Here is a 24,701-nt window from a genome sequence, read left to right as displayed (position 1 = left end):
ATAGGAGCACGTGCGCGGCTGCTCTTAGAACGAATGGTGTGTTGCTTATCGGGCGCGGCGCATAGAATGCCTTTTTCCGCAGACGAGAGGTGCGCGATGGATCAGGATCGATGGAACCAGGTGGATGCGTATTTTTCGGCGACGCTCGTGCCGTCCGACGCCGTGCTCGACGCCGCGCTGGCGGCGAGCGACGCGGCCGGGCTGCCCGCGATCAACGTCGCGCCGAACCAGGGCAAGCTGTTGCAACTGCTCGCGACGATCCGCGGCGCGCGGCGCATCCTCGAAGTCGGCACCCTCGGCGGCTACAGCACGATCTGGCTGGCGCGCGCATTGCCGCCGGGCGGCTCGCTCGTGACGCTCGAACTGAACCCGGCACACGCGAAGGTCGCGACGCAGAACATCGCGCGCGCCGGCTTCGCGGCGGTCGTGTCGGTAGTGGTCGGCAGTGCGAAGGACAGCCTGGCGCGGCTCGTCGAGGCCGGGGAGGCGCCGTTCGATTTCGTCTTCATCGATGCGGACAAGGACAACAACGCCGTTTATCTCGACGCGGCGCTGAAGCTGTCGCGGCCCGGCACGGTGATCGTCGTCGACAACGTCGTGCGAAACGGGCGCGTCGCCGATCCGGGCAATCGCGAGCCGGACGTGGTCGGCGTGCGCGACGGGTTCGCGCGCCTCGCGGCCGAGCCCGCGCTCATGACGACCGCCGTGCAGACGGTCGGGCAGAAGGGCTGGGACGGATTCTCGATCTCGATCGTCGGCGCCGCGTGACGTGACGCGTCAGTGCGGGCTGCCGGCCGCGTCGGCCCGGCGATACAGGCGCGGCCATCGAGCCTGGAACAGGCCGTTGCAGGTGCTGTGCGTGGCGAGGCCGTCGAGCACGAAGCGCCGGCCGTCGAACACCCACGATGCGGTCGAGCCGCAATCGCCGGCGCTGCGCAATCTGACCGTGCTCGACAGCGTCGCGCGGGCGGCATCGTAGCTGGCGTCGGTCAGCTCGTTCGCGAACGACGCCGAATCGAGGCCCGCGCTCGCGTTCTCGCCGAAATTCATCGCGGCCGGCATGTACGGCGCGGTGCGGCGCACGCGATACCACAGGTCGGTGTGGTTATACAGGCTGCTGGTCTGGCACGGGATCGCGACGAGCGCCTCGTCGGACGAGATCGCGACGGCGCGCGACGCTTTCCTGCGGTCGCTCGCCGACATTTCGTCTTCGACCTCGGCCGCGCATTGCTTCACGTCGGCGCCGAATTTCGCGAGCACCGCATCGACGAGCGGACGCTGTTCGGCGCTCGACAGGGTCGAGTCGGCCGGCGGCGCGGGCGTGATCGCGGGCGGCAACGCGGGCGCGGCCGGCACCGACGACGCAGGCCGGGCGCCGGGGCGCGACAGCGCCGTGACCGTGCCGACGCGGCCCTGCGTATCGTCGATCAGCAGCAACGCGGCATTCAATCCCGACAACGGCGTACGCGCGGTGGGCGCCGATGCCGGATCGCCGAGGCTCAGCAGTTGGGCATTACGCGCCGCGGCGAGCCACGCGGCCACCGTGGCCGGATCGTCGGTCCGGAGCCGGAACGGGCGGGCTTCGTCGTTGGTCTTGTCGCCGAACGTATGCCATTGCGCCGGCATCGCATCGAACGGTCGGCCGTCGATGCGGGCCGTGCGCAAGTCGATCGGCGTCGATGCGTAAAGGTCGAGCGACGGTTGCGCGTCCGGGCCGGCGTCGCGCGTCACGCGCAGGATCAGGCCGGCGCGTGCATCGTCGATATCGTCGGCGTGACTTTCCGCGATACAGCGATTGCCGTTGTCGCAGACGACCGACCAGCTCTTGAACTCGCGTTCGACTGGCGGCCGCGACAGCGGACGGGCGTGCGTGACGATCGGGGAAGCGGCGAGGAGGGCGGCGACGGCGAGCGAAAAACGGTGCGACATGGCGGTTCGAATCGACTGGGAGGAGGCGGGCGGAGGATGCCGGACTGCAAGCGCATCGTCAGCAAGCGGTGCAGGTCGAGTGCAGTGGCGCGAACGGCATCCAGTATACCGCTGCAACGCGGAGGAACGATGTGACGAAACGGTGCGCGGGCACGCACGTGGCCGATCGACGCGCAAGCGGCGCGATGCCGGCAGCCACCGCGCCGTTCGTTTCATCGACTGCCGGCCGCGCTGCGTCGGACGGTCGCGCCGCACGATCCGGGATGCGTATGCGGTGAGCACGCTGCCCGCCGCCAGCGCAATCGACGTACCCGCGCACCCGCGCTCACGCGCGGCAGATCGCGATGATCTCCGCGCTGGTCGCTTCGTCGAACGGAGCGTGGTCCCAGTCGCCGCGCCAGTCGGCCGACGCGAAACCGGCGGCCGCCACGCGCGCTTGCAATTCGGCGTGCGCGATGAAACGCAGCCGGCTCGTATTCGTCAGCACCGTATCGTCGCGGCGGAAGCGGTAGTGCGTGTCGAACGTCACGATCGCGCCGTCGATCGCCCGCACCGCGTGATGGAGATCGACGATGCCGAATGCGTGCGATTCGATGCTGCGTGCCGACTGCGCGGGCGTCCATGCCCGCCACGGTTCGGTGCGCGGGTTGCGGGTATCGAACAGGAAGCGGCCGCCGCCGGCGAGCACGCGCCGCACGCCGCGCAGTGTCGCGTCGATGGCGTCGTCGGTCAGCAGGCACTGGAACGCGTGCCCGGTCATCACGACCGCATCGAACGGCACACCGGGCGGCAGGCCGTCGAGCGCGCACGCGAACCAGCGCACGGCGTCGGCGCCCGGCTGGCGTCGCGCGTAATCGATCATCGCCGAAGCGGGATCGATCGCGACGACGTCATGCCCGGCCGTCGCGAGCCGTCGGGCGAACGTGCCGGTGCCGCAGCCGAGATCGAGGATGCGTTGCGGGACGGCGCCGATCTCGGCGGCGTAGAACGCGAAGTCCCGATCGCCGGCGTTGAACAGGTCGTATACCGCGACGAGGCGCGGGTCGGTGTAGAGCAGGTCCGCGCCGGCGGGCGTCATACGCGCACTCGCATCAGCGCTGCTGCACGGCCACGCGCAGCCCGAGCGCGATGAAGATCGAACCGATGATCTTGCCCTGCCAGCGCGTGAGCCACGTGAGCCGCTTCACGATGCGGCCGAGCGGGCGGATCGAGCACGCGATCAGCGTCGTGTAAAGCGAGCTGAGCACGACGAAGATCAGCCCGAGCACCGCGAACTGCACGAACGTCGAGCCGCGCTCCGGATGCACGAACTGCGGCATGAACGCGAGAAAGAACAGCGCGGTTTTCGGATTCAGCACTTCGGCGGGAATCGCCTGCAGGTACGCCTTGAACGGCGTGACGGGCGACACCTGCGGCAGCGACGGATCGGCCGCCTTCTCCAGCAGCGCGCGCACGCCGAGATAGATCAGGTACGCGGCGCCGGCCAGCTTCACGACGTTGAACGCGAGCGCCGACGTCATCAGCAGTGCGGACAATCCGACGGCCGCGAACAGCGTGTGCACGAAGTCGCCGCTCGCGACGCCGAGGCCGGTCAGGATGCCGGTCTTGCGGCCGCCCTGCACGGTGCGGCTCAGCACGAGCAGCACGGCGGGGCCGGGGATCAGGAACAGGCCCAGGACGACGGCCGTGAAGGTGGTCAGCGTGGTCAGGTCGAACATGGCGGCTCCGGCAGGTTGGCGCAGCGACAGGGGATCGCCGCATTGTATTCGGTTCGTCGCGCGCCCGCAGACGCCGCGTCGAACCGCACGGCTGCGCCGGCGCCTTTCTGGTATAAGCACGAAAGGACGCGTCGGCGTCCGGCCTTTTCCACAGCTTGTCGTTCCATGCGCGACCTTCCACCGATGACCGATCCCGCCGCGGACGCCGACGTCCATCGCGTGCCGCGTCCGCTCGTGGTGTTCGGCGGCTCGGTCGTCGAGCCCGAATGGCGGCTGGAGCGGCACAGCCACCGTCAGGCGCAACTGCTCTACACGCTTAGCGGCGTCGTCTATTGCGAGATCGACGGCGGCGTGTGGAGCGCGCCGCCGCAATGCACGGTCTGGATTCCGGGCGACGTCCCGCATGCGGCGCGCGGCTCGGCCGGCGCGACCTTCTACGCGGTCCTGGTCGAACCCGACGCGGCGCTCGACCTGCCCACGCGCTGCTGCACGCTGGCCGTGTCGCCGCTGTTGCGCGAGCTGCTGCTGAAGGCGGCCAGCTTCCCGAACCTGTACGACGTCGACGGGCCGCAAGGGCGGCTGGTGGCGACGCTGCTCGACGAACTCGTCGCGGCGCCGGTCGAGGACCTGTATCTGCCGATGCCGGCCGATCGTCGGCTGCGCAAGCTGATCGACCATCTGCTCGACGATCCGGCCGACAAGTCGCCGCTGCCCGAACTCGCACGGCGCGCGGGCATCAGCGAGCGCAGCCTCACGCGGCTCGCGACGAAGGAGCTCGGGATGAGTCTCGGCGACTGGCGTCGGCGGCTGCACGTCGCGCTGTCGCTGCGGATGCTGACGACCGGCCGCCGCGTGCATCAGATCGCGATCGATCTCGGCTACGAGAGCGCGAGTAGCTTCGTCACGATGTTCCGCAAGGCGACCGGCAAGTCGCCCACGCAATTCCTGACCGACCGGCAACGCTGAACAGCCGGACTGCGCACCCGCGCACGTTTGGCCGGATCGAGAAAGCAGTTGGCCGGAATGAGAAATGACGCATGAGGCCTCGCTCCATAGAATGAGAATCGTTCTCATTTGGAGGTCGACATGCAAATCGTCACGACTGAATTCCCGTTTGTCTGGCTGCGTTACAGCGGCTCGCCCCCCACCGATCCCGCCCGCCTGACCGCCGAACTCGATGCGTTGCTCGCGCGCCGCGAACGTTTCGTTCTGCTGACCGACGATGCGCCGTCCGGCGACGATCGCGCCGACAACGATCACGAGATACGCAAGCAGCTCGCGAAATGGAGCAAGGCCAACCGCGCGCTGTCGCGCGAATGGATCCCGGGGATGATCGCGATCGAGCCCGATGCCGCACGGCGCATGGCGCTCGATGCCTTTTCGGGCGCCTTCGAGAAGGTCTGGGGGTATCCGCTGAATGCGGCGGCGAGCCGCGACGACGCGCTGGCGCTCGCGCAACGGCTGCTGGCCGAACCGGCGCGCAGCATCGCGGCAGCGAACGCCTGATCCGACGGCCGCGCGGGCCGCGCGGCTTGCGTCGACATTGGCACGCAGGCGCAGTGCGCGAACGCGCGCTGCGGCATATCGCAACCACGCAGAGGTGTTGGGGTGGACAATCCGATCCGCGCGATGCGCATCTTCACGCGCATCGTCGAAATGAACAGCTTTACGCGCGCGGCGCAGGCACTCGGCATTTCGCGCGCCACCGCGACGCGCACCGTGCAGGAGCTCGAAGCGGCGCTCGGCATGCCGTTGCTGGTGCGCACGACGCGCGCGTTGCGGGCGACGCCCGAAGGCGACGCATACTACCGGCGCTGCGTCAGCATCACGGCGGACGTCGACGAGCTCGAAGCCAGCATCCGCGGCGCCGCGCTGCATCCGAGCGGGCCGCTGCGCGTCGAGTTGCCGGCGTCGGTGGCGGGCGCGATCGTGTTGCCGGCGCTCGGCGAATTCAACGCGCGGCATCCCGATCTCGAGCTGATGCTCGCCATGGCCGGGCGCGCGGTCGATCGCATCGGCGACGCGATCGACTGCAGCATCCGGCTCGGTGCGCTGCCCGATTCGTCGCTCGTCGCGCGCCGGCTCGGCTCGCTCGAGCGCGTGACGTGCGCGAGCCTCGCGTATCTCGACCGCTTCGGCGTGCCGCGCACGCCCGACGAGCTGGGCGCGCATCGCGCGGTAGGCGCGTCGCACGTATCCGGCCAGCGTCCGGCCGAGCTCGAGTTCGTGGTGGACGACGCGGTGCGCAAGGTGCGGCTCGACGGCATCGTCGGCGTGGACGACGAGCAGGCGTATCTCGCCTGCGGCGTGCACGGCCTCGGGCTGATCCAGCCGACGCGCGTTGCCGCGCAGCCGCTGATCGAGGCCGGGCGATTGCGGGAGGTGCTGCCGCGCTGGCAACCCGATGCGCTCGCCGTGTCGGCCGTCTACGTGAAGCGCCCGCATGTCTCGCCCGGCGTGCGCGCGTTCGTCGACTGGATCGCCGAGCGTTTCGTGCAGGCCGTGAAGGAACACATGGGGCTGGCGCCGGTGGGGGCGACGGGGTGGCGGCCGGCGCAGGAAGTCGTCGCTGCGTGCGACCGTTATGGCGGACTGGTAGCGGCGGCCTGACGGCGGTATGTGGCCGGCAAGCCGTCAAGCGGTTGCGAGGCGGAATGCACGGGCCATCCGGTACGGATCGAAGAATGTCAATATTTTGGCGATGCAATGCGAAATCGGCCAAAATATTTTCCTCATATGCCGCACGGTCAGCCGTGCAGCCGCACACGGCGAGCCGGAGGCGTGCGGGTGCCCGCAGCATCGCGCACCGACAGGCCGTCCCGCACGGCGTGTGGAGCCCGCGCGTTACACCACCCTGAATCGCCCCAATTCTTCCGCCAGAAAATCGACGAACGCGCGAATTCGCGCCGACATCTGGTGACGCTGCGCATATACCGCGTAGATATCGGCGCTCGGCGTTTCATGATCCGGCAGCACGACCACCAGCCGCCCGTCGGCGAGATAGTCGCGCAGATCCCATTCCGCGCGCATCAGGATCCCGTGCCCGTCGAGCGCCCACTTCACCGCGATTTCGCCGTCGTTCGTCGTCAGGTTGCCGTTGATCCGCACGGCTTCCGTGCGGCGGGCCGCGCCGCGCCCGCTCGTCAAGCGCCACACGCCGTAACCTTCGTCGCCCTGCCGGATGCCGATGCAGTTGTGCCGCGTCAGGTCGTGCGGCGTGCCGGGCGTCCCGTGCCGCGCGAGATACACGGGCGCCGCGCACAGTAGCCGGCGGTTCGGCGCGAGCCGCCGCGCGACGACGCGCGTGTCGGGCGGTTCGCCGAAGCGGACGCACACGTCGAACGCATCGTCGGTGAGCGGCGGCGGCATCACCGACAGCTGCAGCTGCACTGACACTTCCGGATAGCGCGCGACGAAGCGCGAGATCGCCGGGCCGACGTGGCTGCGCCCGAAGCCGAGCGTCGCATTCACGCGTAGCAGGCCCTTCGGCCGCTGCTTTGCGCTGCCGAGCAATTCGCCGAGTTCGTCCATCTGGTCGAGGATCCGGCGCGCGTATTCCAAGTACACATCGCCTTCGGGTGTCAGCATCATCCGCCGCGTCGTGCGATTGACGAGCGTCACGCCCGCACGCCGCTCCATCTGCGTGAGCCGCTTGCTGACGGCCGCCGCGGTCAGCCCGAGCTCGCGCGCGGCCGCGCTCAGGCTGCCCGAAGCGGCCAGCGTCGAGAAGAAGCCGAGATCGGCCGGCTGGACGGTATCCGCCATGACGGGATTCATGAATTGAAGTTAAAGATGCTTTGAGTATAGCCCCGGTTTCTGCACTACTGGTTCGGTAAAGTGCGTTCACGCTTACGATCAATCGAGGATGTCCGCATGAAGACCTACCGTATCGCAACGATTCCCGGCGACGGCATCGGCAAGGAAGTGGTGCCTGCGGCCAAGCAGGTGCTGGCAGCGCTCGCCCGCGGCAGCGACCGCTTCGCGTTCGAGTTCGAGGATTTCGACTGGGGCGCCGACTACTACCGCCAGCACGGTGCGATGATGCCGGCCGACGGTCTCGACGCGCTGCGCGGCAAGGACGCGATCCTGTTCGGCTCCACAGGCGACCCGGACGTGCCCGACCACGTGACGCTCTGGGGGCTGCGCCTGAAGATCTGCCAGGGCTTCGACCAGTACGCGAACGTGCGCCCGACACGCATCCTGCCGGGCATCGACGCGCCGCTGAAGCGCTGCGGGCCGGACGACCTGAACTGGGTGATCGTCCGCGAGAACTCGGAAGGCGAGTACGCGGGCGTCGGCGGGCGCGTGCACCAAGGCCATCCGATCGAGGCTGCGACCGACGTGTCGATCCTCACGCGCGCCGGCGTCGAACGCATCATGCGTTTCGCGTTCCGGCTCGCGCAGTCGCGGCCGCGCAAGCTGCTGACCGTGATCACGAAGAGCAACGCACAGCGGCACGCGATGGTGATGTGGGACGAGATCGCGAAGCAGATCGCGCAGGAGTTTCCCGACGTGACATGGGACAAGGAGCTCGTCGATGCGGCGACCGCGCGCATGGTCAACCGGCCGGCGTCGCTCGACACGATCGTTGCGACTAACCTGCACGCGGACATTCTCAGCGATCTCGCCGCCGCGCTCGCGGGCAGCCTCGGCATCGCGCCGACCGGCAACATCGATCCCGAGCGCCGCTATCCGTCGATGTTCGAGCCGATCCACGGCTCCGCGTTCGACATCATGGGCAAGGGGCTCGCGAATCCGGTCGGCACGTTCTGGTCGGTCGTGATGCTGCTCGATCACCTCGGCGAGACGGAAGCGGCCGCGCGTGTGATGCAGGCGATCGAGACCGTGACGGCCGACCCGTCGCTGCATACGCGCGACCTCGGCGGCAGCGCGACGACTGTGCAGGTGACGGCGGCCGTCTGCGAGCGCATCGCCAACGCGGCGGTTGCGGCCTGACGGCGCCGCCCGTTCGCTTCACTCGCGCATTTTTTCTGTCCGCGACTCGCGCATCCGACGCGAGCCGGGCGGCGGCCGGCGCCGATGGTCCACCGACCGACGGCGCACGGCCCGACCTCGAAGGAGGAGACACATGCAAGCGGATCTGGAAACCCGCGTCGCGCGGAAACTGATGTGGCGCATCATTCCGTTCGTGATGCTGCTTTACTTCGTCAGCTTTCTCGATCGCGTCAACGTCGGCTTTGCCGCGATGACGATGAACAAGGCGATCGGCCTGTCGCCGACCGCGTTCGGGTTCGGCGGCGGCCTGTTCTTCATCGGCTACTTCCTGTTCGAAGTGCCGTCCAACCTGATACTGCACCGCGTCGGCGCGCGCATCTGGATCGCGCGCGTGATGATTACGTGGGGGATCGTGTCGGCCGTATCCGCGTTCGCGGCCGGGCCGACCAGCTTCTACGTGTTGCGCTTCCTGCTCGGCATGGCCGAAGCGGGTTTCTTCCCCGGCATCATCCTGTACCTGAGCTTGTGGTTTCCCGTGAAGCAGCGCGCGGTGGCCGCCGCGTGGTTCATGGCGGCTGCGCCGATCTCGACCGCGATCGGCTCGCCGCTGTCGGGCGCGATCATGCAGATGCCGCCGATGTTCGGCTTGGCCGACTGGCAGATGCTGTACATCGTCGAAGCGCTGCCGGCGGTCGCGCTCGGCTTCGTCGTGCTGAAGTGCCTGACCGAGGCGCCGTCGCAGGCCGCGTGGCTGCGGGCCGACGAGCGCGACTGGCTGATCGCGAAGCTGAAAGCGGAAGCGGACGCGCGCCACACGCACGCCGGGCATACGGCCGGCGCGTGGCAGGCGCTGCGCGACCCGCGCGTGCTGGCGCTCGCGCTGATCTACTTCGGCACGTCGGCGGGGCTGTACACGCTGGGCCTGTGGGCGCCGCTGATGGTCGAGCAGTTCGGCTTCACCGCATTGCAGACGGGCTTGCTGACCGGCATTCCGAGCATCGCCGCCGTGGTCGCGATGATCGCGTGGGCGCGGCATTCGGATCGCACCGGCGAGCGCACGTGGCATGTCGTGATTCCGTGCGTGCTCGCGTGCATCGGCTTCGTGTTCGCTGGGCAGGCGAGCACCGCGCTGCTGACCGTGCTCGCGCTGGTCGTCGTCAACATCGGCATCAGCGCCGCGAAGGCGCCGCTGTGGGCGATGCCGAGCGCGTTCCTGTCGGGGGCCGGCGCGGCGGCGGGCATCGCGATGATCAACTCGATCGGCAATCTCGGCGGGTTCGTCGGGCCGTTCGCGATCGGCTGGCTGAAGCACGCGACGGGCGGGTATGCGGCCGGGCTCTACGTGGTGGCCGGCACGCTCGCGGTGTCGGCGATCGTCACGCTGATGCTGAGCCGCAAGGGCGCGCGGGAAGCGGCGGTGCCGGGCGTGCGGCATCACTCGTAAGCGTGGCAATGTGCGCGGCTGCAGGGCAGCCGGACGGGGGCGTGGCGTACCTGTCCGGCTTCGTGCGCGGCGGCGCGCGATCGGCCGGGCGCGAGCGTCGGCGTCAGCGCAGGTTCACGCACGGCCCGGACGGCGCGTGCCGGCGCAGCCGCGACGAGGCTGCTACGAGGCTGCTACGAGGCCGTCGCCGCGACCTGCCGCGCGATACGTGCCGCACACGCGTCGGGCGTCGCATCGGAAGTATCCACCACCATCTCGCTGAACGCGCGCGCCGCATACCCTTCCCGATACATTTCCGCGATCCGGCGGCGCTCCCATTCCGTCAACGCGCGCGCGCCGCGATTCGACGCCGCGACCGCTTCCGGCGGCGCGAGCGTGACGACGAACAATCGCGCATCGCGCGCATCGCAGGCCGCGCGCAGCCGTTCGAATTCCGCGTCGCCGATCGGATAGGCGATGACCAGATGGCGTTCTCGTGCGTTCGCGATCTGCGCGACGAGGCGTTCGAGCGCGATCGCCCATTGCACGTCGAACGGCGCATCTTCGGGCGCATCGTGATCGTCGCCGTCGATGCAGCGCGCGTCGGGCAACACGCGTGCGAGCGCGAGGCCGATCGTCGTCTTGCCGCTGTTGATCGGGCCGTTCAGGTGGATGACGGTAAGGGTGGTCATGAGTCGACGCAGGAACCGGACGACTCGCAGCTTGCCATGACCGGCGCGGCGATGCAGTGCCGTCGACGCGTCACGCGGCGGAATGCGAATGCGGAAGGAAGCGGAAAGGCGGGGGACAGGGGAAGCGGCAGGCTGCGTGCGTAATGAGGCGCCACACGTGCAGCCTGCCCGACCGTGCCGCATGCAGGCGATGCGGCACGGCGTCGAACGACGCGACTTACTTGTCGCCGTCGCCCTTGATCTGCGGCAGCGCCGACGCTTCGCCCGGCGTCAGCAGCCCGACTTGCGAGTACACGCGCAGCTTGTCGCGCGTATCGGTGATGTCGAGGTTGCGCATCGTCAGCTGGCCGATCCGGTCGCGCGGCGAGAACGTCGACGCGACCTTCTCCATCGACAGGCGTTCCGGCTGATACGTGAGGTTCGGCGACTTCGTGCTCAGGATCGAGTAGTCGTTGCCGCGGCGCAGTTCGATCTTCACTTCGCCGGTGATCGCGCGTGCGACCCAGCGTTGCGCGGTTTCGCGCAGCATGATCGCCTGCGGGTCGAACCAGCGGCCCTGGTACAGCAGGCGGCCGAGGCGGCGGCCGTTTTCGCGGTACTGCTCGATCGTGTCTTCGTTGTGGATACCGGTGACGAGGCGCTCGTACGCGATGTACAGCAGCGCGAGGCCCGGAGCTTCGTAGATGCCGCGGCTCTTCGCCTCGATGATGCGGTTCTCGATCTGGTCGCTCATGCCGAGGCCGTGGCGGCCGCCGATACGGTTCGCTTCCAGCAGCAGCTCGACCTGATCCTTGAACTCGACGCCGTTCAGCGCGACCGGCTGGCCGGCTTCGAAGCGCACCGTCACTTCCTCGGCGGCGATCTTCACGTCGTCGCGCCAGAACGCGACGCCCATGATCGGGTTCACGATCTTGATGCCGCTTTCGAGGCTTTCCAGATCCTTCGCCTCGTGCGTCGCGCCGAGCAGGTTCGAATCGGTCGAATACGCCTTCTCGGCCGACATCTTGTACGCGAAACCGGCCTGGTTCATGAACTCCGACATTTCGGCGCGGCCGCCGAGCTCGTCGATGAACGTCTGGTCGAGCCACGGCTTGTAGATCTTCAGATCCGGGTTCACGAGCAGGCCGTAGCGGTAGAAGCGCTCGATGTCGTTGCCCTTGTACGTGCTGCCGTCGCCCCAGATGTTGACGCCGTCTTCCTTCATCGCGGCGACGAGCATCGTGCCCGTCACGGCGCGGCCGATCGGCGTCGTGTTGAAGTACGTGACGCCGGCGGTCGTGATGTGGAACGCGCCGCTTTGCAGCGCCGCGATGCCTTCGGCGACGAGCTGCGCACGGCAGTCGATCAGGCGGGCGCCGGCTGCGCCGTATTCGATCGCGCGTTTCGGGATCGCGTCGTAATCGTCTTCGTCGGGCTGGCCGAGGTTCGCCGTGTATGCGTACGGGACGGCGCCCTTCAGTTTCATCCAGTGCAGCGCGGCGCTGGTGTCCAGGCCGCCGGAGAAGGCGATACCGACCTTCTGGCCGGTCGGGAGGCTTTCGAGAATCGTGCTCATAGGAATTACCGTGGATTGAAGCCGGTGGGATCGTATTTCGCGGAATATGCGAGTATCGGCTGTCCGGGAAGATGGGGCAAGGGTTGATTTTGGTGCGGAACCGTCGTCGCGCCCGTCGCGGCGGGCCTGACAGGCGGTTAACCGGCTGGAGAACGCCGGGCGGGGCGGCGTTGCATCGACGCCGAAAACCCGCGCGGACGAACCGGGCCCCGGGCCGGATTTCGGGGGCCGGATCGGTGGCCGGCCGTGCCCAGCGTCGCCGGCGCGCCGCCTCGATGTGCCGAAAGGCATATGAAAGAAAGGCGCGTGAAGCTGGCGCCTCAGATATTCCACGACCGCGCGGTATCGAGCAGCCGCTCGCGCAGCTGGTCGACTTCGCCGGCCAGGTTGGCCGTGATCGACACGTAGCCGGACAACTGCGGCGGCGGCGCGTCGTGCGGCGCGTCGGCCGGCCGGCGGCGCGGCGCGAGCCGGCTCGGCGTGCCGAACTTGAGCGCGCGGCTCGCGCCGACCAGCGTGTCGCGGATGCGCCGGTTCACGGTCTTCATCTCGACGCGCATGTATTCGCGGGCCGCCACGTCGTCGCGGGCCGGCAGCGCGCTCGACAGGATCTCCAGATAACCGATGCACAGGCGCAGGCTGCGCTGAATCGCCTCGAGTTGCGCCATCGACGTCTCGCATTCCTTCGCCACCGACGGCATCAGCGAGCGCAACTGCACGAGCAGCGCGCTCAGCGCGGCCATTTCCTTCAGGTGCGCGTCGTCGCCCACCTCGCGGTCGCCCGCGAGCCGCGCATGCACGGCCGCGCACGCGCGCAGCGCGTCGGCGAGCTTGTAGCGCCACGAATAGGTCGCGTAGAGCGGCAGCGCGAACGAGAACGCCAGCGCGATCGCGATGCCGGCCAGCACGTTCACCGCGCGCCACAGGCCGTCGACGATCTCGTTGTCGCCGTGCCCGGCGACGATCACCATCGTGATCGCCGACAGCAGCGCGATGTAGCCGGCCTTGCCGATCGCGTGATACGCGCAGACGCCGCACCCGACTGCCATCAGCAGGTAGATCGCGAACGGTGCGTGCAGGAACGAGTAGAGGAGGATCAGCCCGAGCCCCGCCAGTGCGCCGATCGATGTGCCGAGCGCGCGCTCCGCCGCCTTCTTGCGGATGTTGCCGTGGTGCTGCAGCCCGCCGACGACGATCAGCACGGTGATCGTCGACCATTCGCCATGCGGCACGTTCAACCCCGTGGACAGCGCGATCGACACGAGAATCGCGAGCGCGACGCGCGCCGCATGGATCAGCTTCGCATGCCGGTAGCGGCGATACGGGTCGAGCAGCGGGCGAAGCGCGTGGCGCACGAGCGGGGGCAGGCGGGTGGGGAGCGGGGCGGTCATGGCGGAGCTGAGGGTGGCAGGAACGCGCACGGCGGCCCGCGCGGGCCGGCGCCGCGCCGCATGCGCAGCTGACGTAACGCTAGCCGAACGCGCGCGGGCTGTCCACGGCGCGGCCGCAGGGCGGGGCGGCAGGCGGCCGCATCGGATCACGCGGCGGGGCGGATCAACGCGCATCGAGGCGCACCAAGGCGAATCAAGGCGAATCAAGGCGCAAAGACGCCTCGCGGCGCGTCACGCGTCGGCCGCGCTCGACTCCGCATCCAGCACGCGATTGCGGCCGCCCGACTTCGCGCGATACAGCGCTTCGTCGGCGCGCCGCAGCAGCGTCGCGGCGTTCATCCGGCCGTCGGCGGCGGTGGCCGTGCCGATGCTGGCCGTGACGCGCCCGTACGGACTTTTCACGTGTTCGATGTCGAGCCCCGCGATCGCGCGCCGGATGCCTTCGGCGACGGTCGCCGCGCCCGGCGCGTCGGTGTCGGGCAGCGTGACGACGAATTCCTCGCCGCCGTAGCGCGCGACGTGATCGCCGTCGCGGCGCAGGCAGCGCGACAGCGACTGCGCGACCTGGCGCAGCACGTCGTCGCCGGCCGGGTGGCCGTAGTAGTCGTTGAACGCCTTGAAGTGATCGACGTCGACGAACAGCACGGACAACGGGCGGCCGCTGCGCGACGCGCGCTGCGTCTCCTTCGCGAGCACCGTGTCGAAGGTGCCGCGGTTGTCGAGGCCCGTCAGCGAATCGGTGTGCGCGAGCCGGTACAGCTTCGATTCGGCCTCCTGCCGGCGCTTCAGCTCGCGCGACAGCGCGAGCGAGCCCCACGCGATGAACGCCGTGAACAGGCCCATCAGCACGACGGTCCAGACCGCGCGGTGGTGCCACGACGCGTAGATGTCGATCTCGGCGGGCGCGACGTCGACGATCAGCGGCAGCCCGGCGAGATGCTTGTAAACATAGATGCGCCGCACGCCGTCGATGGCGCCGACGCCGGCCAGCTCGCCGTTGCGGCTGCGCTGCGCGTCGATGAACAGCGGCGAGTTGTGCAGATCGCGACCGACCATCCGCGAGTCGTACGGCAGGCGCGACACGAGCGTGCCGCTTTCCTCGACGATCGCCGCGCTGCCGTGCCGGCCGACCGCGAGGCCGTCGAGCAGTGCGCGGAAGTAGTCGATGCTGAGCGTGCCGACGACGATGCCGCCGAACCTGCCGTCGGGCCGGGTGATCCGGCGGCTCAGCGCGATCGTCAGCGCGCCGCCGCGCAGCCGCGACGCGAACGGACGGCTGATATAGAGGCCGGCGACGAGCCGGTCGCGATGCACGGTGAAATAGTCGCGGTCGGCGAAATTGCCTCGCCGGGCGGGCGATGCACTGGAATCGATCGCGATATTGCCGTGCGCATCCATCACGAAAATCGAGCCGAGATAGGCGCCCGTCGCCGCGCGGTCGAACAGCAGCCGGTGGCGTTGGCGCGGCGGCAATGTCATCAATTCCGAATCGGCCACGCCGTCGACGACGTTTTGCAGCGACAAATCGTAGAGTTCGATATTGCGCGCGATATCGCGTTCGATCAGCAGCATCAGGTTGCGCGCATTTTCGATCGCATGGATATACGCGTCGCGCCGTGCCTCCATCAAGAGCGACGTGGAAAGTCCCCAACTGAACATCAGCAGGACGATGCCCGCCACGAGTACGCCGCGGGGCGACAGAATGCGTGCCACGATCGACGCGGTATGGCGGCGCAGCGTGGCGGGCAGCGGGAATGATTTCATCCTCGGGGTGGCGGGCGGCGGGCACTCGCGCGGTTGGCGGTTCCGTACGCTGATTATTTCGAATTAATCGTCATTATCCCGCGAATTCCCGAATTTCGTGTGCACATGCAAAACATGCATGCGGAAACGGCGATTCGAAACGATTACGCATCATTACCGCATTGCGCGCGGGCGATTTGATTTGAATCAACGACCAGTGTCCGTCTTTTCATCTGATTAATGGGGCGTCGATCGGTCGATTTTGCGCATTGACGCGGTATTTGGCGGATCGGGACAGGATTGGATGCCGAGCGGAGAAATGAAAATCGAATGACCCGGACGCAATCGGGGTTTGGCGGCGGCATGCGGCAGTCGCGGCGGCCGAAGCGGCCAACCCGTCGATTCCGCGAAATCTCCGGCGTGGCGGCGCTCGGGCGACCTTGGCTGTCCGCCTGTCGAATCAGGTAGAATCCGCGCTTCGCCGCAGGCGCCCGCCGCGCAACGCGTATCGGGGCCGCATCGAATGCATCGCAGGACGCGCACCGCGCTCCGATTCCGCATGCGCCGGCCACGGATGCCGGCCCGCTCAACGTTCGTCTCGTTTATGTCCGTCATTCCGAAATCCGACCCATCCGGTTCGTCCGCGAACCCACCCAAGCTTCATCGCGCGCTGAAGGCGCGCCACCTGACGATGATCGCCATCGGCGGCTCGATCGGCACGGGCCTGTTCGTCGCGTCCGGCGCGTCGATCTCGCAGGCCGGCCCCGGCGGCGCGATGGTCGCGTACATGCTGATCGGCCTGATGGTCTACTTCCTGATGACGAGCCTCGGCGAGATGGCCGCGTTCATGCCGGTGTCGGGCTCGTTCGCGACCTACGGCGCGAAATACGTGGACGAAGGCTTCGGCTTCGCGCTCGGCTGGAACTACTGGTACAACTGGGCGGTGACGATCGCGGTGGAGCTCGTCGCCGCGCAGCTCGTGATGCACTACTGGTTTCCGGACGTGCCGGGCGTGTGGTGGAGCGCGGCGTTCCTCGCCGTGATGTTCCTGCTCAATGCGCTCACCGTGCGCGGTTTCGGCGAAGCCGAGTACTGGTTCGCGCTGATCAAGGTCGTCACCGTGGTCGCGTTCATCGGCGTCGGCCTGCTGATGATCTTCGGCATTCTGAAGGGCGCGCCGGCCAACGGCTGGAGCAACCTGACGATCGGCGATGCGCCGTTCGCGGGCGGCCTGCCGGCGCTGATGGGCGTCGCGATGATCGCGGGCTTCTCGTTCCAGGGCACCGAACTGATCGGCGTCGCGGCCGGCGAGTCGGAAAACCCGCGCACGACGATTCCGCGCGCGGTGCGCCAGGTGTTCTGGCGGATCCTGCTGTTCTACGTGCTCGCGATCTTCGTGATCGGCGTGCTGATTCCGTATACCGACCCGAACCTGCTGAAGACGGACGTGACCGACATCGGCGTGAGCCCGTTCACGCTGGTGTTCCGCCACGCGGGCCTCGCGTTCGCGGCCGGCGTGATGAACGCGGTGATCCTGACGGCCGTGCTGTCGGCCGGCAACTCGGGCATGTACGCGTCGACGCGGATGCTCTACAACCTCGCCACCGAAGGCCGTGCGCCGAAGGTGTTCGCGAAGCTGTCGCCGGGCGGCGTGCCGCGCAATGCGCTGTATGCGACCACCGCCGTCGGCGCGTTGTGCTTCTTCACGTCGCTGTACGGCGACAAGACCGTCTACCTGTGGCTGCTGAACACATCGGGGATGACGGGCTTCATCGCGTGGCTCGGCATCGCGGTCAGCCACTACCGGTTCCGCAAGGGCTACGTGAAGCAGGGTTATGCGCTCGACCAGTTGCCGTACCAGTCGAAGTGGTTCCCGTTCGGTCCGCTGTTCGCGTTCGTGCTGTGCCTCGTGATCGCGCTCGGCCAGGACTATCAGGCGTTCCTCGCGAATCGGATCGACTGGGCCGGCGTGGCCGCGACCTACGTCGGCATTCCGCTGTTCGTCGTCGTGTGGCTCGGCTACCGGTTCCTGAAGAAGAGCCGGTTCGTGCGCTACGAGGACATGGAGATCGCGCCGTGGGTCGCCGCGAATCGCGGCGCGCAGCGGCAGCCGGTGGCGAACCGCGAAACCGCAAGTTGACACCGGCGCGGCAGCGGCCGTGCGACGGACGACGAAACGGGAAGCCATGCGCTTCCCGTTTTTTTTGCCCGGCTTTTGCCTGCACGGGGTCAAAGCCGGTTATATTGCCCGACCCTACCGGGCCACGGCCCGGCCGGTGCGACAGGCGCGGCGCGGATCGGCATCCGGCGCGCGCGGCGCGGCGGCCGGCGGGCGGCCCGGCGTTTTCATCGCTCCGTCCGGGCCGGCACGGCCCGCGGAGCGCGCAACCCAGAGGAACTCATGAGTGCATCACCCGCCGAGCGGAAGGCCGGACCCGTTTCCATCGTGCGAATCGAAGCCGCGATCAACGCGTGGCGCGAAGTGTACCCGCCGGCGCCGGACGGCGAGGACGGCTACGCGCTCGATGCCGGCAGCAACTGCCTGGCCGAGCTGTACGGCACGATGATCTGCTATCGATTGCCCGACGTGCCGCTCGACTCGCTGAGCCACGAGCAGCGCGACGCGCTGTACGCGACCGAGGTGTGATGCGCGGTCGCGACGCCGGCGTCAGGCGGCGATGAAACGACGGGAAGCTCGCCGGCTTCCCGTTTTGCTTTGGGCGGCGCACGTGGCGACCGGCGCGGCCTGCGGTATCGTGACGGCATCATCCGGCCGGATTGGGCGCCGGATCGCTCGCCGGGAGGCATCGAACATGGAGTTGAGACACCTCCGCTACTTCGTCGCGGTGGCCGAAGAGCGGAATTTCACGCGGGCGGCGGAACGACTGCATATCGCGCAACCGCCGCTGAGCCGGCAGATCCAGCAGCTCGAGGAAGCGCTCGGCGTGTCGCTGTTCGAGCGCAACGCGCGGCCGCTGAAGCTGACCGACGCGGGGCGCTTCTTCTATTCGCACGCGGTGCAACTGCTCGCGCAGACCACCGAACTCGAATCGATGACGAAGCGGGTCGGCAAGATCGAGCGCAGCATGTCGGTCGGGTTCGTCGGCTCGACGCTGTACGGGATGCTGCCGAAAATCATCCGGCGTTATCGCAGCGAATATCCGGCCGTCGAGCTGAGCCTGCACGAGATGTCGACGATGGACCAGATCAAGGCGCTGAAGGAAGGGCGCATCGACGTCGGGTTCGGGCGCATCCGTCACGAGGATCCGAGCGTGCGGCGCGTCGTGCTGCGCGAGGAGCGGATGATCGTCGCGCTGCCGGTCGGCCACGTGCTCGACCGCGCGAAGCCCGTGCTGTCGATGCACGATCTCGTGAACGACACGCTGATCATCTTTCCGAAGGCGCCGCGCCCGAGCTATGCGGACCAGGTACTCGCGGCCTTCCACGATCGCGCGCTGCAACCGCGCAGGATCTACGAGACGCGCGAATTGCAGATCGCGCTCGGCCTCGTCGCGATGGGCGAGGGCGTGTCGGTCGTGCCGCAGAGCGTGTACGGGCTGAAGCGCGACGACATCAGCTACAAGCCGCTCGACGATCCGAACCTCGTGTCGCCGATCATCATGAGCACGCGCGCGCTCGACGAATCCGAGGACATTCGCGCGATGCAGGCGCTGATCTACCGGTTGTACGACGAAGCGCAGATGGAGTATCTGCCGCCGCAGCCCGAATGAGCGCGCGGGCGGTAGGGGCTTGCTTGACGCTGCGCGCGCCGGCAGGCCACCATGCCCCGATTCGATGCGGCCGCCGACGGGCGGCCGCTTTCATGCAGACGACCGACACATGACCGATATCGTGACCGAGGAGACGACCGTCGAGACGCCGCAAGGGCGGCTCTTTGCGAAACGCTGGCGCGCGGGTCCGGCTCCGGGTCCGGCGCGGCACGCGGCTGCGCCGATCGTGCTGCTGCACGATTCGCTCGGCTGCGTCGACCTGTGGCGCGACTTTCCCGCCCAGCTCGCACGCATTACGCAGCGCGACGTGATCGCCTACGACCGCCTCGGGTTCGGCCGTTCGGATCGCCATCCGGGCAAGCTCGACACGGCGTTCGTGCGCGACGAGGCCGACCGTGCGTTCGCCGCGGTACTGGAACGGCTCGGCGTCGATGCGTTCGTCGCATTCGGCCACAGCGTCGGCGGCGGGATGGCGGTCGGGTGTGCGGCCGCGTATCCGGCACGTTGCCGCGCGCTCGTGACGGTCGCCGCGCAGGCATTCGTCGAGGATCGCACGCTGGCCGGCATTCGCGACGCGGGGCGGCAGTTCGACGAGCCGGGGCAACTCGACCGGCTCGCGCGCTATCACGGCGACAAGGCCGAATGGGTGCTGCGCGCGTGGGTCGACACGTGGCTGTCGCCGGCGTTTCGCGACTGGACGCTCGACGACGACTTGCCGCGCGTGCAGTGCGCGACGCTCGCGATTCACGGCGAAGACGACGAATACGGATCCGACGTGCATCCGAAGCGGATCGCCGCGCGCGTTGCGGGGCCGTCGTCGTTCCTGTTGCTCGCCCGCTGCGGACACATGCCGCACCGCGAGCGAACCGACGACGTGCTGGCTGCCGTCGCGACGTTCCTGCGCGACGCGCCCGCCTGAGCGCGCTCGCCATCGCCAGCGGGCGGGCGCCCGCCGGCCGTCAGAACGAAAGCTGGATCGCGAGATCGATCGCCAGCAGCGCGATCGAGCAGCCGATGCCGAGGATCACGTTCGGCAAGCGGTGCTCGAAATCGCGATGATCCTTGCGCATCGCGGCGCCGAGCAGAAAGATCGCCTCGACGACGATCTGCAGCCCGACGAACAGCAGCATCAGCAGATACTCGTAGCCCATCTGCTTGAACGCGACGAATTGCATCCCGTGATCGCGGATCCACTGGCCGACGCGCAGCAGTTCGTAGACCAACAGCAACGCAGGGAACAGGTAACTGACGATGTAGGTCGGCGCGGTGGCGTGCCGTAGTTCGAGGTGGAAGTGCTGATGCGTGGTAGCCATCACAACCCTCCTTGCAACGCATGATTGCGGTCGCGACGGCGGCGCGATCGCATGCATACGTCGGGTTTGCCCGATGCACAGTGCGCAGCCGTACCGCATCAGCATACTGCTGCGCGGGAAATTTCGCATGCGATGCGTGCGCGCGTCGTCGAAAGGTGTGTCCATCGCGCGACGCGTTCACTGCGCCGTACTCGCCGGATGCGGTGCGCGATCGGGCTGCGTGGTGGCCGATGCGCTCGGCCGTAACCATTCGGGATGCTGCTCCATTTCGTCGGCCAATGCGCGCAGCGCGCGCGACGTGCGCGCGAATTGCGTCAGCGTATGGCGGACGTTCGATGTATCCGCACCCTTTTCCCGGAGCATGGCCTGCGCGACCATGAATGCCTGTCGCGCTGTGCGCAGCGCGGCGTGGGCCTGCGGCGCGAGTTCGGTATCGAGTCGGGCGAACAGCGCATCGGTATTCGCGAGCGCGACGTTCAGGTTCGTGCCCATCCGGTCGAGCGGCAATCGGGAAAATGTGCCGGCGATATCGGCAATCTGGTCGCGCAGCACGTCGAGCGTACCGGGCACGGTCGGCAAGGCAATCGGCTCGCGGTTCGTGTCGACCGACGCGGGCGGCGCGTGCGGGAACATGTCGAGCGCGACATACGAGCGGTTGGCGATCGGGTTACCGATGCGCAACTGGCCGCGCAAGCCGCGCGCGACGAGCGTGTGCAACAGCGCCTTGCCGGCATCGGAATCGCCGTTGCCGAGGACGGCGCGGTAGCGTTGCCCGAGGCGGTCGGGGTAGAGCGCCATCGTCACGCGCATCGTGACGTCGCCGCGTGTCGCGTCGTATTCGGTGCCGACGGCCGTCACGTTGCCCAGTTCGATCCCGCGAAAATCCACCGGCGCGCCGACCTCGAGGCCGCGCAGCGAGCGGTCGAAACGCATCACCACCGGCGCGGCCGGTGCATTCGGCGTGCGCATCGCGTCGATTTCGTCGTCGGCCACGCGAAAGCGCGCGCCGTCGGGCGCCGCGACGACCGACGTGCGTCCCGGCGGCGACGCGAACGCGAGTGCGCCGGCGAGCAGCGCGGCGATCGACGGCGTGCCGAGCTTCATGCCGCCCGCATCGAGCTGCAGGCCGAGGCCGCCGGCCTGCCACCAGCGCGCATCGGCATCGACGTAGCGATCGAACGGCGCGGCGACGAACACGTCGATCGATACACCGTGCCCGTCGGCGTCCAGCGCATACCCGGCGACCTGCCCGACACGTGCGCGCCGGTGATAGACCGGCGAGCCGATCGCGACCGAGCCGAGCGATGTGGCGCGCAACGTGTAGTGACGGCCGCCGCCTTCGGCGACCGGCGGTGCGTCGAGCCCGGCGAAGGCGGTGCGCGGTGCATGCGAACGGCCGACGGCCGCCGCGATGTATGCGCCCGAGCGCAGCGAATCGAGGCCAGATACGCCGTCGGGCCCGACGCGCGGCCGCACGATCCAGAAACGTGTGTCCGCCACGGCCAATGCGCGCGCGTCGGTGTCCAGCCGCACGTCGATCGTCACGCCCGGTTGCCCGCGTCGTGCGCGAACGCGCGTGACGCGGCCGACTTCGACATTGCGCAACCGCAGCGTCGAGCGGCCGGCCTCCAGTCCGTCGGCGGTCGCGAACGCGATCGTGAGCGTCGGCCCGCGGCTGTCGAGCAACGACACGCCCCATGCGAGACAGCACGCGGCGGCCGCGAGCGGCACGATCCAGACGATCGCCGCACGCGGCCAGCGCGCACGCCACCGCGCGATCCGCGCCGACGTGCGCCCGCGGCGTTCAGTCGAATTGCGCGACGAGCGCATCGGCACCCTTGTCGATGCCGGTTTTTGCGGCGCCGAGCGCGCCGAAACTCGCGCCGATGTTCATCGCGTTCGGATACTGCTTCGTCACGTACGCGCTGATCAGCCGGTTCGTCGACGCATCGCGGATCTCCACCGCGTAGATCACCGAGCCCGTGAACGCGCCTTCGCGACCGCGGATCGCCTGCACGCCGTTGTAGACGTTCCCCGCGAGATCGAAATGCGCGAACGCACCGGCGAACGTCGTCGTCGTCACGGCGCCCGTCAGCGTCAGCTTTACGCGCAGCGTGTCGGCGCCTGGCGTGCTCGTCAGCTCGAAGCGCTTGCCGAGCTTCTTCGCGAACGTGTCGCCCATGTACGCGGCGAGCGTCGACTTGTCCTGTTCGGTCAGGTCACCGAACTGATGATCGGCGCCGCGATAGACGACCACCGGGTCGAGGATCAGCTTCCGGTACTTGTGCCAGTCCGCCGGCAGCGCGTAGCGGTAGGGCACGCGGCCGGACTTGTCCTGCGGATCGCTGCGCAGGTACGGCGACGATTCGATGCCGCTGTAGCGGGTGGGCTGAACGCCGGCGCATCCGGCGAGCGCGACGCACAGCGCGGCGTTGAGCAGGTGGCTGGGCTTGATCGATCGGTTCATCTGACTCTCCGGGTCGGGTTTCGCGCCGGCCGGGCCGGTGCGAACGGGGTGCAACAGAGCGGCATTGCCGCTCGGGTTTATGAAAAAAACCAACCAGACGGTTTGTTTTTGGGGCGCAATACGGGCGATGAAACGGGGAAGCGACAGATCGTTCGACGGCGGTGAACGGCCGGGAAGTCGCGCCACACGGGCCTCGCGCCGCGCCATGCAATGCACGGCGCGGCCCGTCATCCGGCCGGGGCCGATGCGGGAGCCGATCGTAGCACCGCCATTTCCGGATGTAAACCGACCAGGCGGTTTGTTTGTGATAGACTCCGCGCATTCGCTTCATGCGGCCGTGCCGGCCTGGCCCGGCCGCATCGCCTCATTCCATACCGGGGAAATTTCATGGATAACCCGACGCGTTCCGAGCGAACGCGCACTGCCGCGATCCAGGCGGCGCTCGCGATCCTCGAGCGCGACGGCCCGGGCAAGCTCACGTTCGATGCGATTTCGCGCGAAAGCGGGATCAGCAAGGGCGGGCTGATGCATCAGTTCCGCACGAAAGGCGATGTGCTGAACGCGCTGATGGAACATCAGCAGGACACCTACCAACGTTTCCAGCGCGACTATCTGGCCGCGCGCGATCCGGGCGAAGCGCAGCCGACGCTGGCCGCGCAGATCGCAACGATGCGCGAAGTGATCGACCAGCAGCCGTCCGCGGCGCTCGCGATCATGGCGGCGCTGGTCGAGGATCCCGCGCCGCTGCAGAAGGTGCGCGAGACCGATGCCGAGATCGTGAAGCGGATGACGGCCGAATCCGGCGATCCCGAGCTCGCGCTGCTGCGATGGAAAGCGGCGTGGGGGCTCGCGCTATCGGCGATGTTCGGGCTGTGTCCGCTGTCGGCCGACGAGCGCGCCCGGCTGTTCGACCGGCTGCTCGACGAGACGCAATGGCCGACGGGCGGCGGCGATGCCGCGCCACGCGGTGCGCGGGCGGCGAAAACGCCGCGGAAAAAATGAAGCGCGCGTTCGTCGCATGCGGCGTGGCGGTCGCCCGTTTCGGGCGCTCGCTGCTCGCGGTCGTGCTCGGGCGCTTGTGAGTGCGTGGCGCGTACGCACGCATGCGAGCGTGCGTCAGCTCTTCGCTTCCGCGCCTTCGATGAACAGCTTCGCGACCGACTGAAACTCCCGTTTCAGCGACAGCCCCGGCACGGTCAGCCAGCGCAGCATCGCCGCGAGATACAGGTGATGGAACCAGGTTGCGAGCTGATCGGCCCGCAGCGTGCGGTTCAGTTCGCCGGCCTGCTGCCCGGCGGCGATCAATTGCTGCCACACCGATGCGATATCGCCGCCGTGCTCTCCCGCGCGCTCCGGTTCGGCGGAGCCGATGCTCAGGAAGCGGTGCCGCAGGTAGGCGAGCAGGTACGCCGGGTGTTGCTCGCACCACGCGGCCGACGCGTCGAGCACGCAGCCGATGCGCGACGCGAAGGTCTTGCGCCGCGCGACGTCGTGCTGCAGATGCGCGAGATCGCGCGCGAGTTCGCCTTCGAGCCAGTGCGCGAGCACGGCTTCCTTCGTCGGAAAGTGGTTGTACAGCGTGCGTTTCGCGACATCGGCCTGCGCGGCGATCTGCTCCATCGTGACGGCGTCGTAGCCGTGCGCATCGAACAGGCGCGCGCCGGTCGCGGCGAGATGCGCGAGCATCTGGATGCGTTTGCGTGCGCGGCGGCCCGGATCGTCGGTCGGAATCGTCATGGCAGGGGATTGACTGAAAGTGTGCGGATTGCATTAGTATACGACG

The 24,701-nt window shown here is 68.3% G+C and carries 23 protein-coding genes; 11 read left to right on the top strand and 12 right to left on the bottom strand.

The genetic code is table 11. The features are described 5' to 3' along the window. The first annotated feature begins 96 nt into the window (after nucleotides 1-96). Nucleotides 97-768, top strand: a complete 672-nt coding sequence (locus WT53_RS23810) for an O-methyltransferase (RefSeq protein ID WP_034205386.1) — start codon at nucleotides 97-99, stop codon at nucleotides 766-768. A gap of 9 nt (nucleotides 769-777) precedes the next feature. On the opposite strand, the gene WT53_RS23805 is transcribed toward WT53_RS23810, so the two are convergent. The 3 genes from WT53_RS23805 to WT53_RS23795 form a co-directional block, all read right to left on the bottom strand. Continuing rightward, nucleotides 778-1,929 carry a DUF1176 domain-containing protein gene (locus WT53_RS23805; protein WP_034205385.1) on the bottom strand — a complete coding sequence of 384 codons (1,152 nt, stop codon included), beginning with the start codon at nucleotides 1,927-1,929 and terminating at the stop codon, nucleotides 778-780. Nucleotides 1,930-2,254: 325 nt separating this feature from the next. Beyond that, the gene (locus tag WT53_RS23800; protein WP_034205384.1) at nucleotides 2,255-3,007 is read right to left on the bottom strand and encodes a bifunctional 2-polyprenyl-6-hydroxyphenol methylase/3-demethylubiquinol 3-O-methyltransferase UbiG; all 753 of its coding nucleotides are present in this window, start codon (nucleotides 3,005-3,007) and stop codon (nucleotides 2,255-2,257) included. 13 nt (nucleotides 3,008-3,020) lie between these two features. Further along, nucleotides 3,021-3,647: a LysE family translocator gene (locus tag WT53_RS23795; protein ID WP_034205383.1), complete on the bottom strand. Its 627-nt coding sequence runs from the start codon at nucleotides 3,645-3,647 to the stop codon at nucleotides 3,021-3,023. Nucleotides 3,648-3,812: 165 nt separating this feature from the next. On the opposite strand from WT53_RS23795, the gene WT53_RS23790 reads away from it, so the two are divergent. The 3 genes from WT53_RS23790 to WT53_RS23780 all read left to right on the top strand — a co-directional run bounded on the left by WT53_RS23790 (nucleotide 3,813) and on the right by WT53_RS23780 (nucleotide 6,257). Beyond that, nucleotides 3,813-4,613 (top strand): helix-turn-helix domain-containing protein, encoded by an 801-nt coding sequence (locus WT53_RS23790; RefSeq protein WP_034205382.1) that lies wholly within the window; start codon nucleotides 3,813-3,815, stop codon nucleotides 4,611-4,613. 120 nt (nucleotides 4,614-4,733) lie between these two features. After that, on the top strand, nucleotides 4,734-5,153 hold the full coding sequence (locus tag WT53_RS23785; RefSeq protein ID WP_034206240.1) for an ATP--cob(I)alamin adenosyltransferase: 420 nt from the start codon (nucleotides 4,734-4,736) through the stop codon (nucleotides 5,151-5,153). Nucleotides 5,154-5,255: 102 nt separating this feature from the next. After that, nucleotides 5,256-6,257, top strand: a complete 1,002-nt coding sequence (locus tag WT53_RS23780) for a LysR family transcriptional regulator (protein ID WP_034205381.1) — start codon at nucleotides 5,256-5,258, stop codon at nucleotides 6,255-6,257. A gap of 234 nt (nucleotides 6,258-6,491) precedes the next feature. On the opposite strand, the gene WT53_RS23775 is transcribed toward WT53_RS23780, so the two are convergent. Further along, nucleotides 6,492-7,412: a LysR substrate-binding domain-containing protein gene (locus WT53_RS23775; RefSeq protein ID WP_034205380.1), complete on the bottom strand. Its 921-nt coding sequence runs from the start codon at nucleotides 7,410-7,412 to the stop codon at nucleotides 6,492-6,494. Between the two features lie 108 nt (nucleotides 7,413-7,520). Here WT53_RS23775 and WT53_RS23770 point away from each other — a divergent pair, with 108 nt between their 5' ends. Together WT53_RS23770 and WT53_RS23765 are read left to right on the top strand one after the other, a co-directional pair. Beyond that, on the top strand, nucleotides 7,521-8,603 hold the full coding sequence (locus tag WT53_RS23770; protein WP_034205379.1) for a tartrate dehydrogenase: 1,083 nt from the start codon (nucleotides 7,521-7,523) through the stop codon (nucleotides 8,601-8,603). A 133-nt stretch (nucleotides 8,604-8,736) separates the two neighbouring features. Beyond that, complete coding sequence (locus WT53_RS23765) at nucleotides 8,737-10,047, top strand: MFS transporter (RefSeq protein ID WP_034205378.1); 1,311 nt, start codon at nucleotides 8,737-8,739, stop codon at nucleotides 10,045-10,047. A 173-nt stretch (nucleotides 10,048-10,220) separates the two neighbouring features. Here WT53_RS23765 and WT53_RS23760 read toward each other — a convergent pair whose 3' ends face one another. The 4 genes from WT53_RS23760 to WT53_RS23745 form a co-directional block, all read right to left on the bottom strand. Continuing rightward, nucleotides 10,221-10,718, bottom strand: coding sequence for a shikimate kinase (locus tag WT53_RS23760; RefSeq protein WP_034205377.1), 498 nt, complete (start codon nucleotides 10,716-10,718; stop codon nucleotides 10,221-10,223). A gap of 217 nt (nucleotides 10,719-10,935) precedes the next feature. After that, nucleotides 10,936-12,273 (bottom strand): argininosuccinate synthase, encoded by a 1,338-nt coding sequence (gene argG / locus WT53_RS23755; protein ID WP_006496064.1) that lies wholly within the window; start codon nucleotides 12,271-12,273, stop codon nucleotides 10,936-10,938. Between the two features lie 320 nt (nucleotides 12,274-12,593). Continuing rightward, nucleotides 12,594-13,664, bottom strand: coding sequence for an FUSC family protein (locus tag WT53_RS23750; protein WP_034205376.1), 1,071 nt, complete (start codon nucleotides 13,662-13,664; stop codon nucleotides 12,594-12,596). A gap of 231 nt (nucleotides 13,665-13,895) precedes the next feature. Further along, nucleotides 13,896-15,428, bottom strand: coding sequence for a sensor domain-containing diguanylate cyclase (locus WT53_RS23745; protein WP_034205375.1), 1,533 nt, complete (start codon nucleotides 15,426-15,428; stop codon nucleotides 13,896-13,898). 583 nt (nucleotides 15,429-16,011) lie between these two features. Between WT53_RS23745 and WT53_RS23740 the strand changes: the two genes are divergently transcribed. The 4 genes from WT53_RS23740 (at nucleotide 16,012) to WT53_RS23725 (ending at nucleotide 20,057) form a co-directional block, all read left to right on the top strand. Beyond that, nucleotides 16,012-17,547 (top strand): amino acid permease, encoded by a 1,536-nt coding sequence (locus tag WT53_RS23740; RefSeq protein WP_034205374.1) that lies wholly within the window; start codon nucleotides 16,012-16,014, stop codon nucleotides 17,545-17,547. Nucleotides 17,548-17,808: 261 nt separating this feature from the next. Beyond that, a complete protein-coding gene (locus WT53_RS23735) occupies nucleotides 17,809-18,054 on the top strand; it encodes a DUF3717 domain-containing protein (protein WP_034205373.1) in 246 nt (81 codons plus the stop codon). A gap of 166 nt (nucleotides 18,055-18,220) precedes the next feature. Next, the gene (locus WT53_RS23730) at nucleotides 18,221-19,138 is read left to right on the top strand and encodes a LysR family transcriptional regulator (protein WP_034205372.1); all 918 of its coding nucleotides are present in this window, start codon (nucleotides 18,221-18,223) and stop codon (nucleotides 19,136-19,138) included. 109 nt (nucleotides 19,139-19,247) lie between these two features. Continuing rightward, the gene (locus WT53_RS23725; protein WP_034206239.1) at nucleotides 19,248-20,057 is read left to right on the top strand and encodes an alpha/beta fold hydrolase; all 810 of its coding nucleotides are present in this window, start codon (nucleotides 19,248-19,250) and stop codon (nucleotides 20,055-20,057) included. Nucleotides 20,058-20,097: 40 nt separating this feature from the next. On the opposite strand, the gene WT53_RS23720 is transcribed toward WT53_RS23725, so the two are convergent. The 3 genes from WT53_RS23720 to WT53_RS23710 form a co-directional block, all read right to left on the bottom strand. After that, the gene (locus WT53_RS23720; RefSeq protein ID WP_034205371.1) at nucleotides 20,098-20,451 is read right to left on the bottom strand and encodes a hypothetical protein; all 354 of its coding nucleotides are present in this window, start codon (nucleotides 20,449-20,451) and stop codon (nucleotides 20,098-20,100) included. 177 nt (nucleotides 20,452-20,628) lie between these two features. Then, the gene (locus WT53_RS23715) at nucleotides 20,629-22,281 is read right to left on the bottom strand and encodes an intermembrane transport protein PqiB (RefSeq protein ID WP_080747676.1); all 1,653 of its coding nucleotides are present in this window, start codon (nucleotides 22,279-22,281) and stop codon (nucleotides 20,629-20,631) included. Then, nucleotides 22,256-22,918 (bottom strand): DUF3313 domain-containing protein, encoded by a 663-nt coding sequence (locus tag WT53_RS23710; RefSeq protein ID WP_034205370.1) that lies wholly within the window; start codon nucleotides 22,916-22,918, stop codon nucleotides 22,256-22,258. Before WT53_RS23710 ends, WT53_RS23715 begins: the two co-directional genes overlap by 26 nt. Before the next feature lie 387 nt (nucleotides 22,919-23,305). Between WT53_RS23710 and WT53_RS23705 the strand changes: the two genes are divergently transcribed. Beyond that, a complete protein-coding gene (locus tag WT53_RS23705) occupies nucleotides 23,306-23,920 on the top strand; it encodes a TetR family transcriptional regulator (RefSeq protein ID WP_034205369.1) in 615 nt (204 codons plus the stop codon). 114 nt (nucleotides 23,921-24,034) lie between these two features. Here the strand turns inward: WT53_RS23705 and WT53_RS23700 are convergent, their stop codons facing one another. Beyond that, on the bottom strand, nucleotides 24,035-24,655 hold the full coding sequence (locus tag WT53_RS23700) for a TetR/AcrR family transcriptional regulator (protein WP_060261813.1): 621 nt from the start codon (nucleotides 24,653-24,655) through the stop codon (nucleotides 24,035-24,037). Nucleotides 24,656-24,701: the final 46 nt, after the last annotated feature.

It is taken from the genome of Burkholderia sp. MSMB2157WGS, assembly GCF_001532755.1.
Taxonomy (GTDB): domain Bacteria; phylum Pseudomonadota; class Gammaproteobacteria; order Burkholderiales; family Burkholderiaceae; genus Burkholderia.
This window is presented reverse-complemented; position numbering and strand designations above follow the sequence as displayed.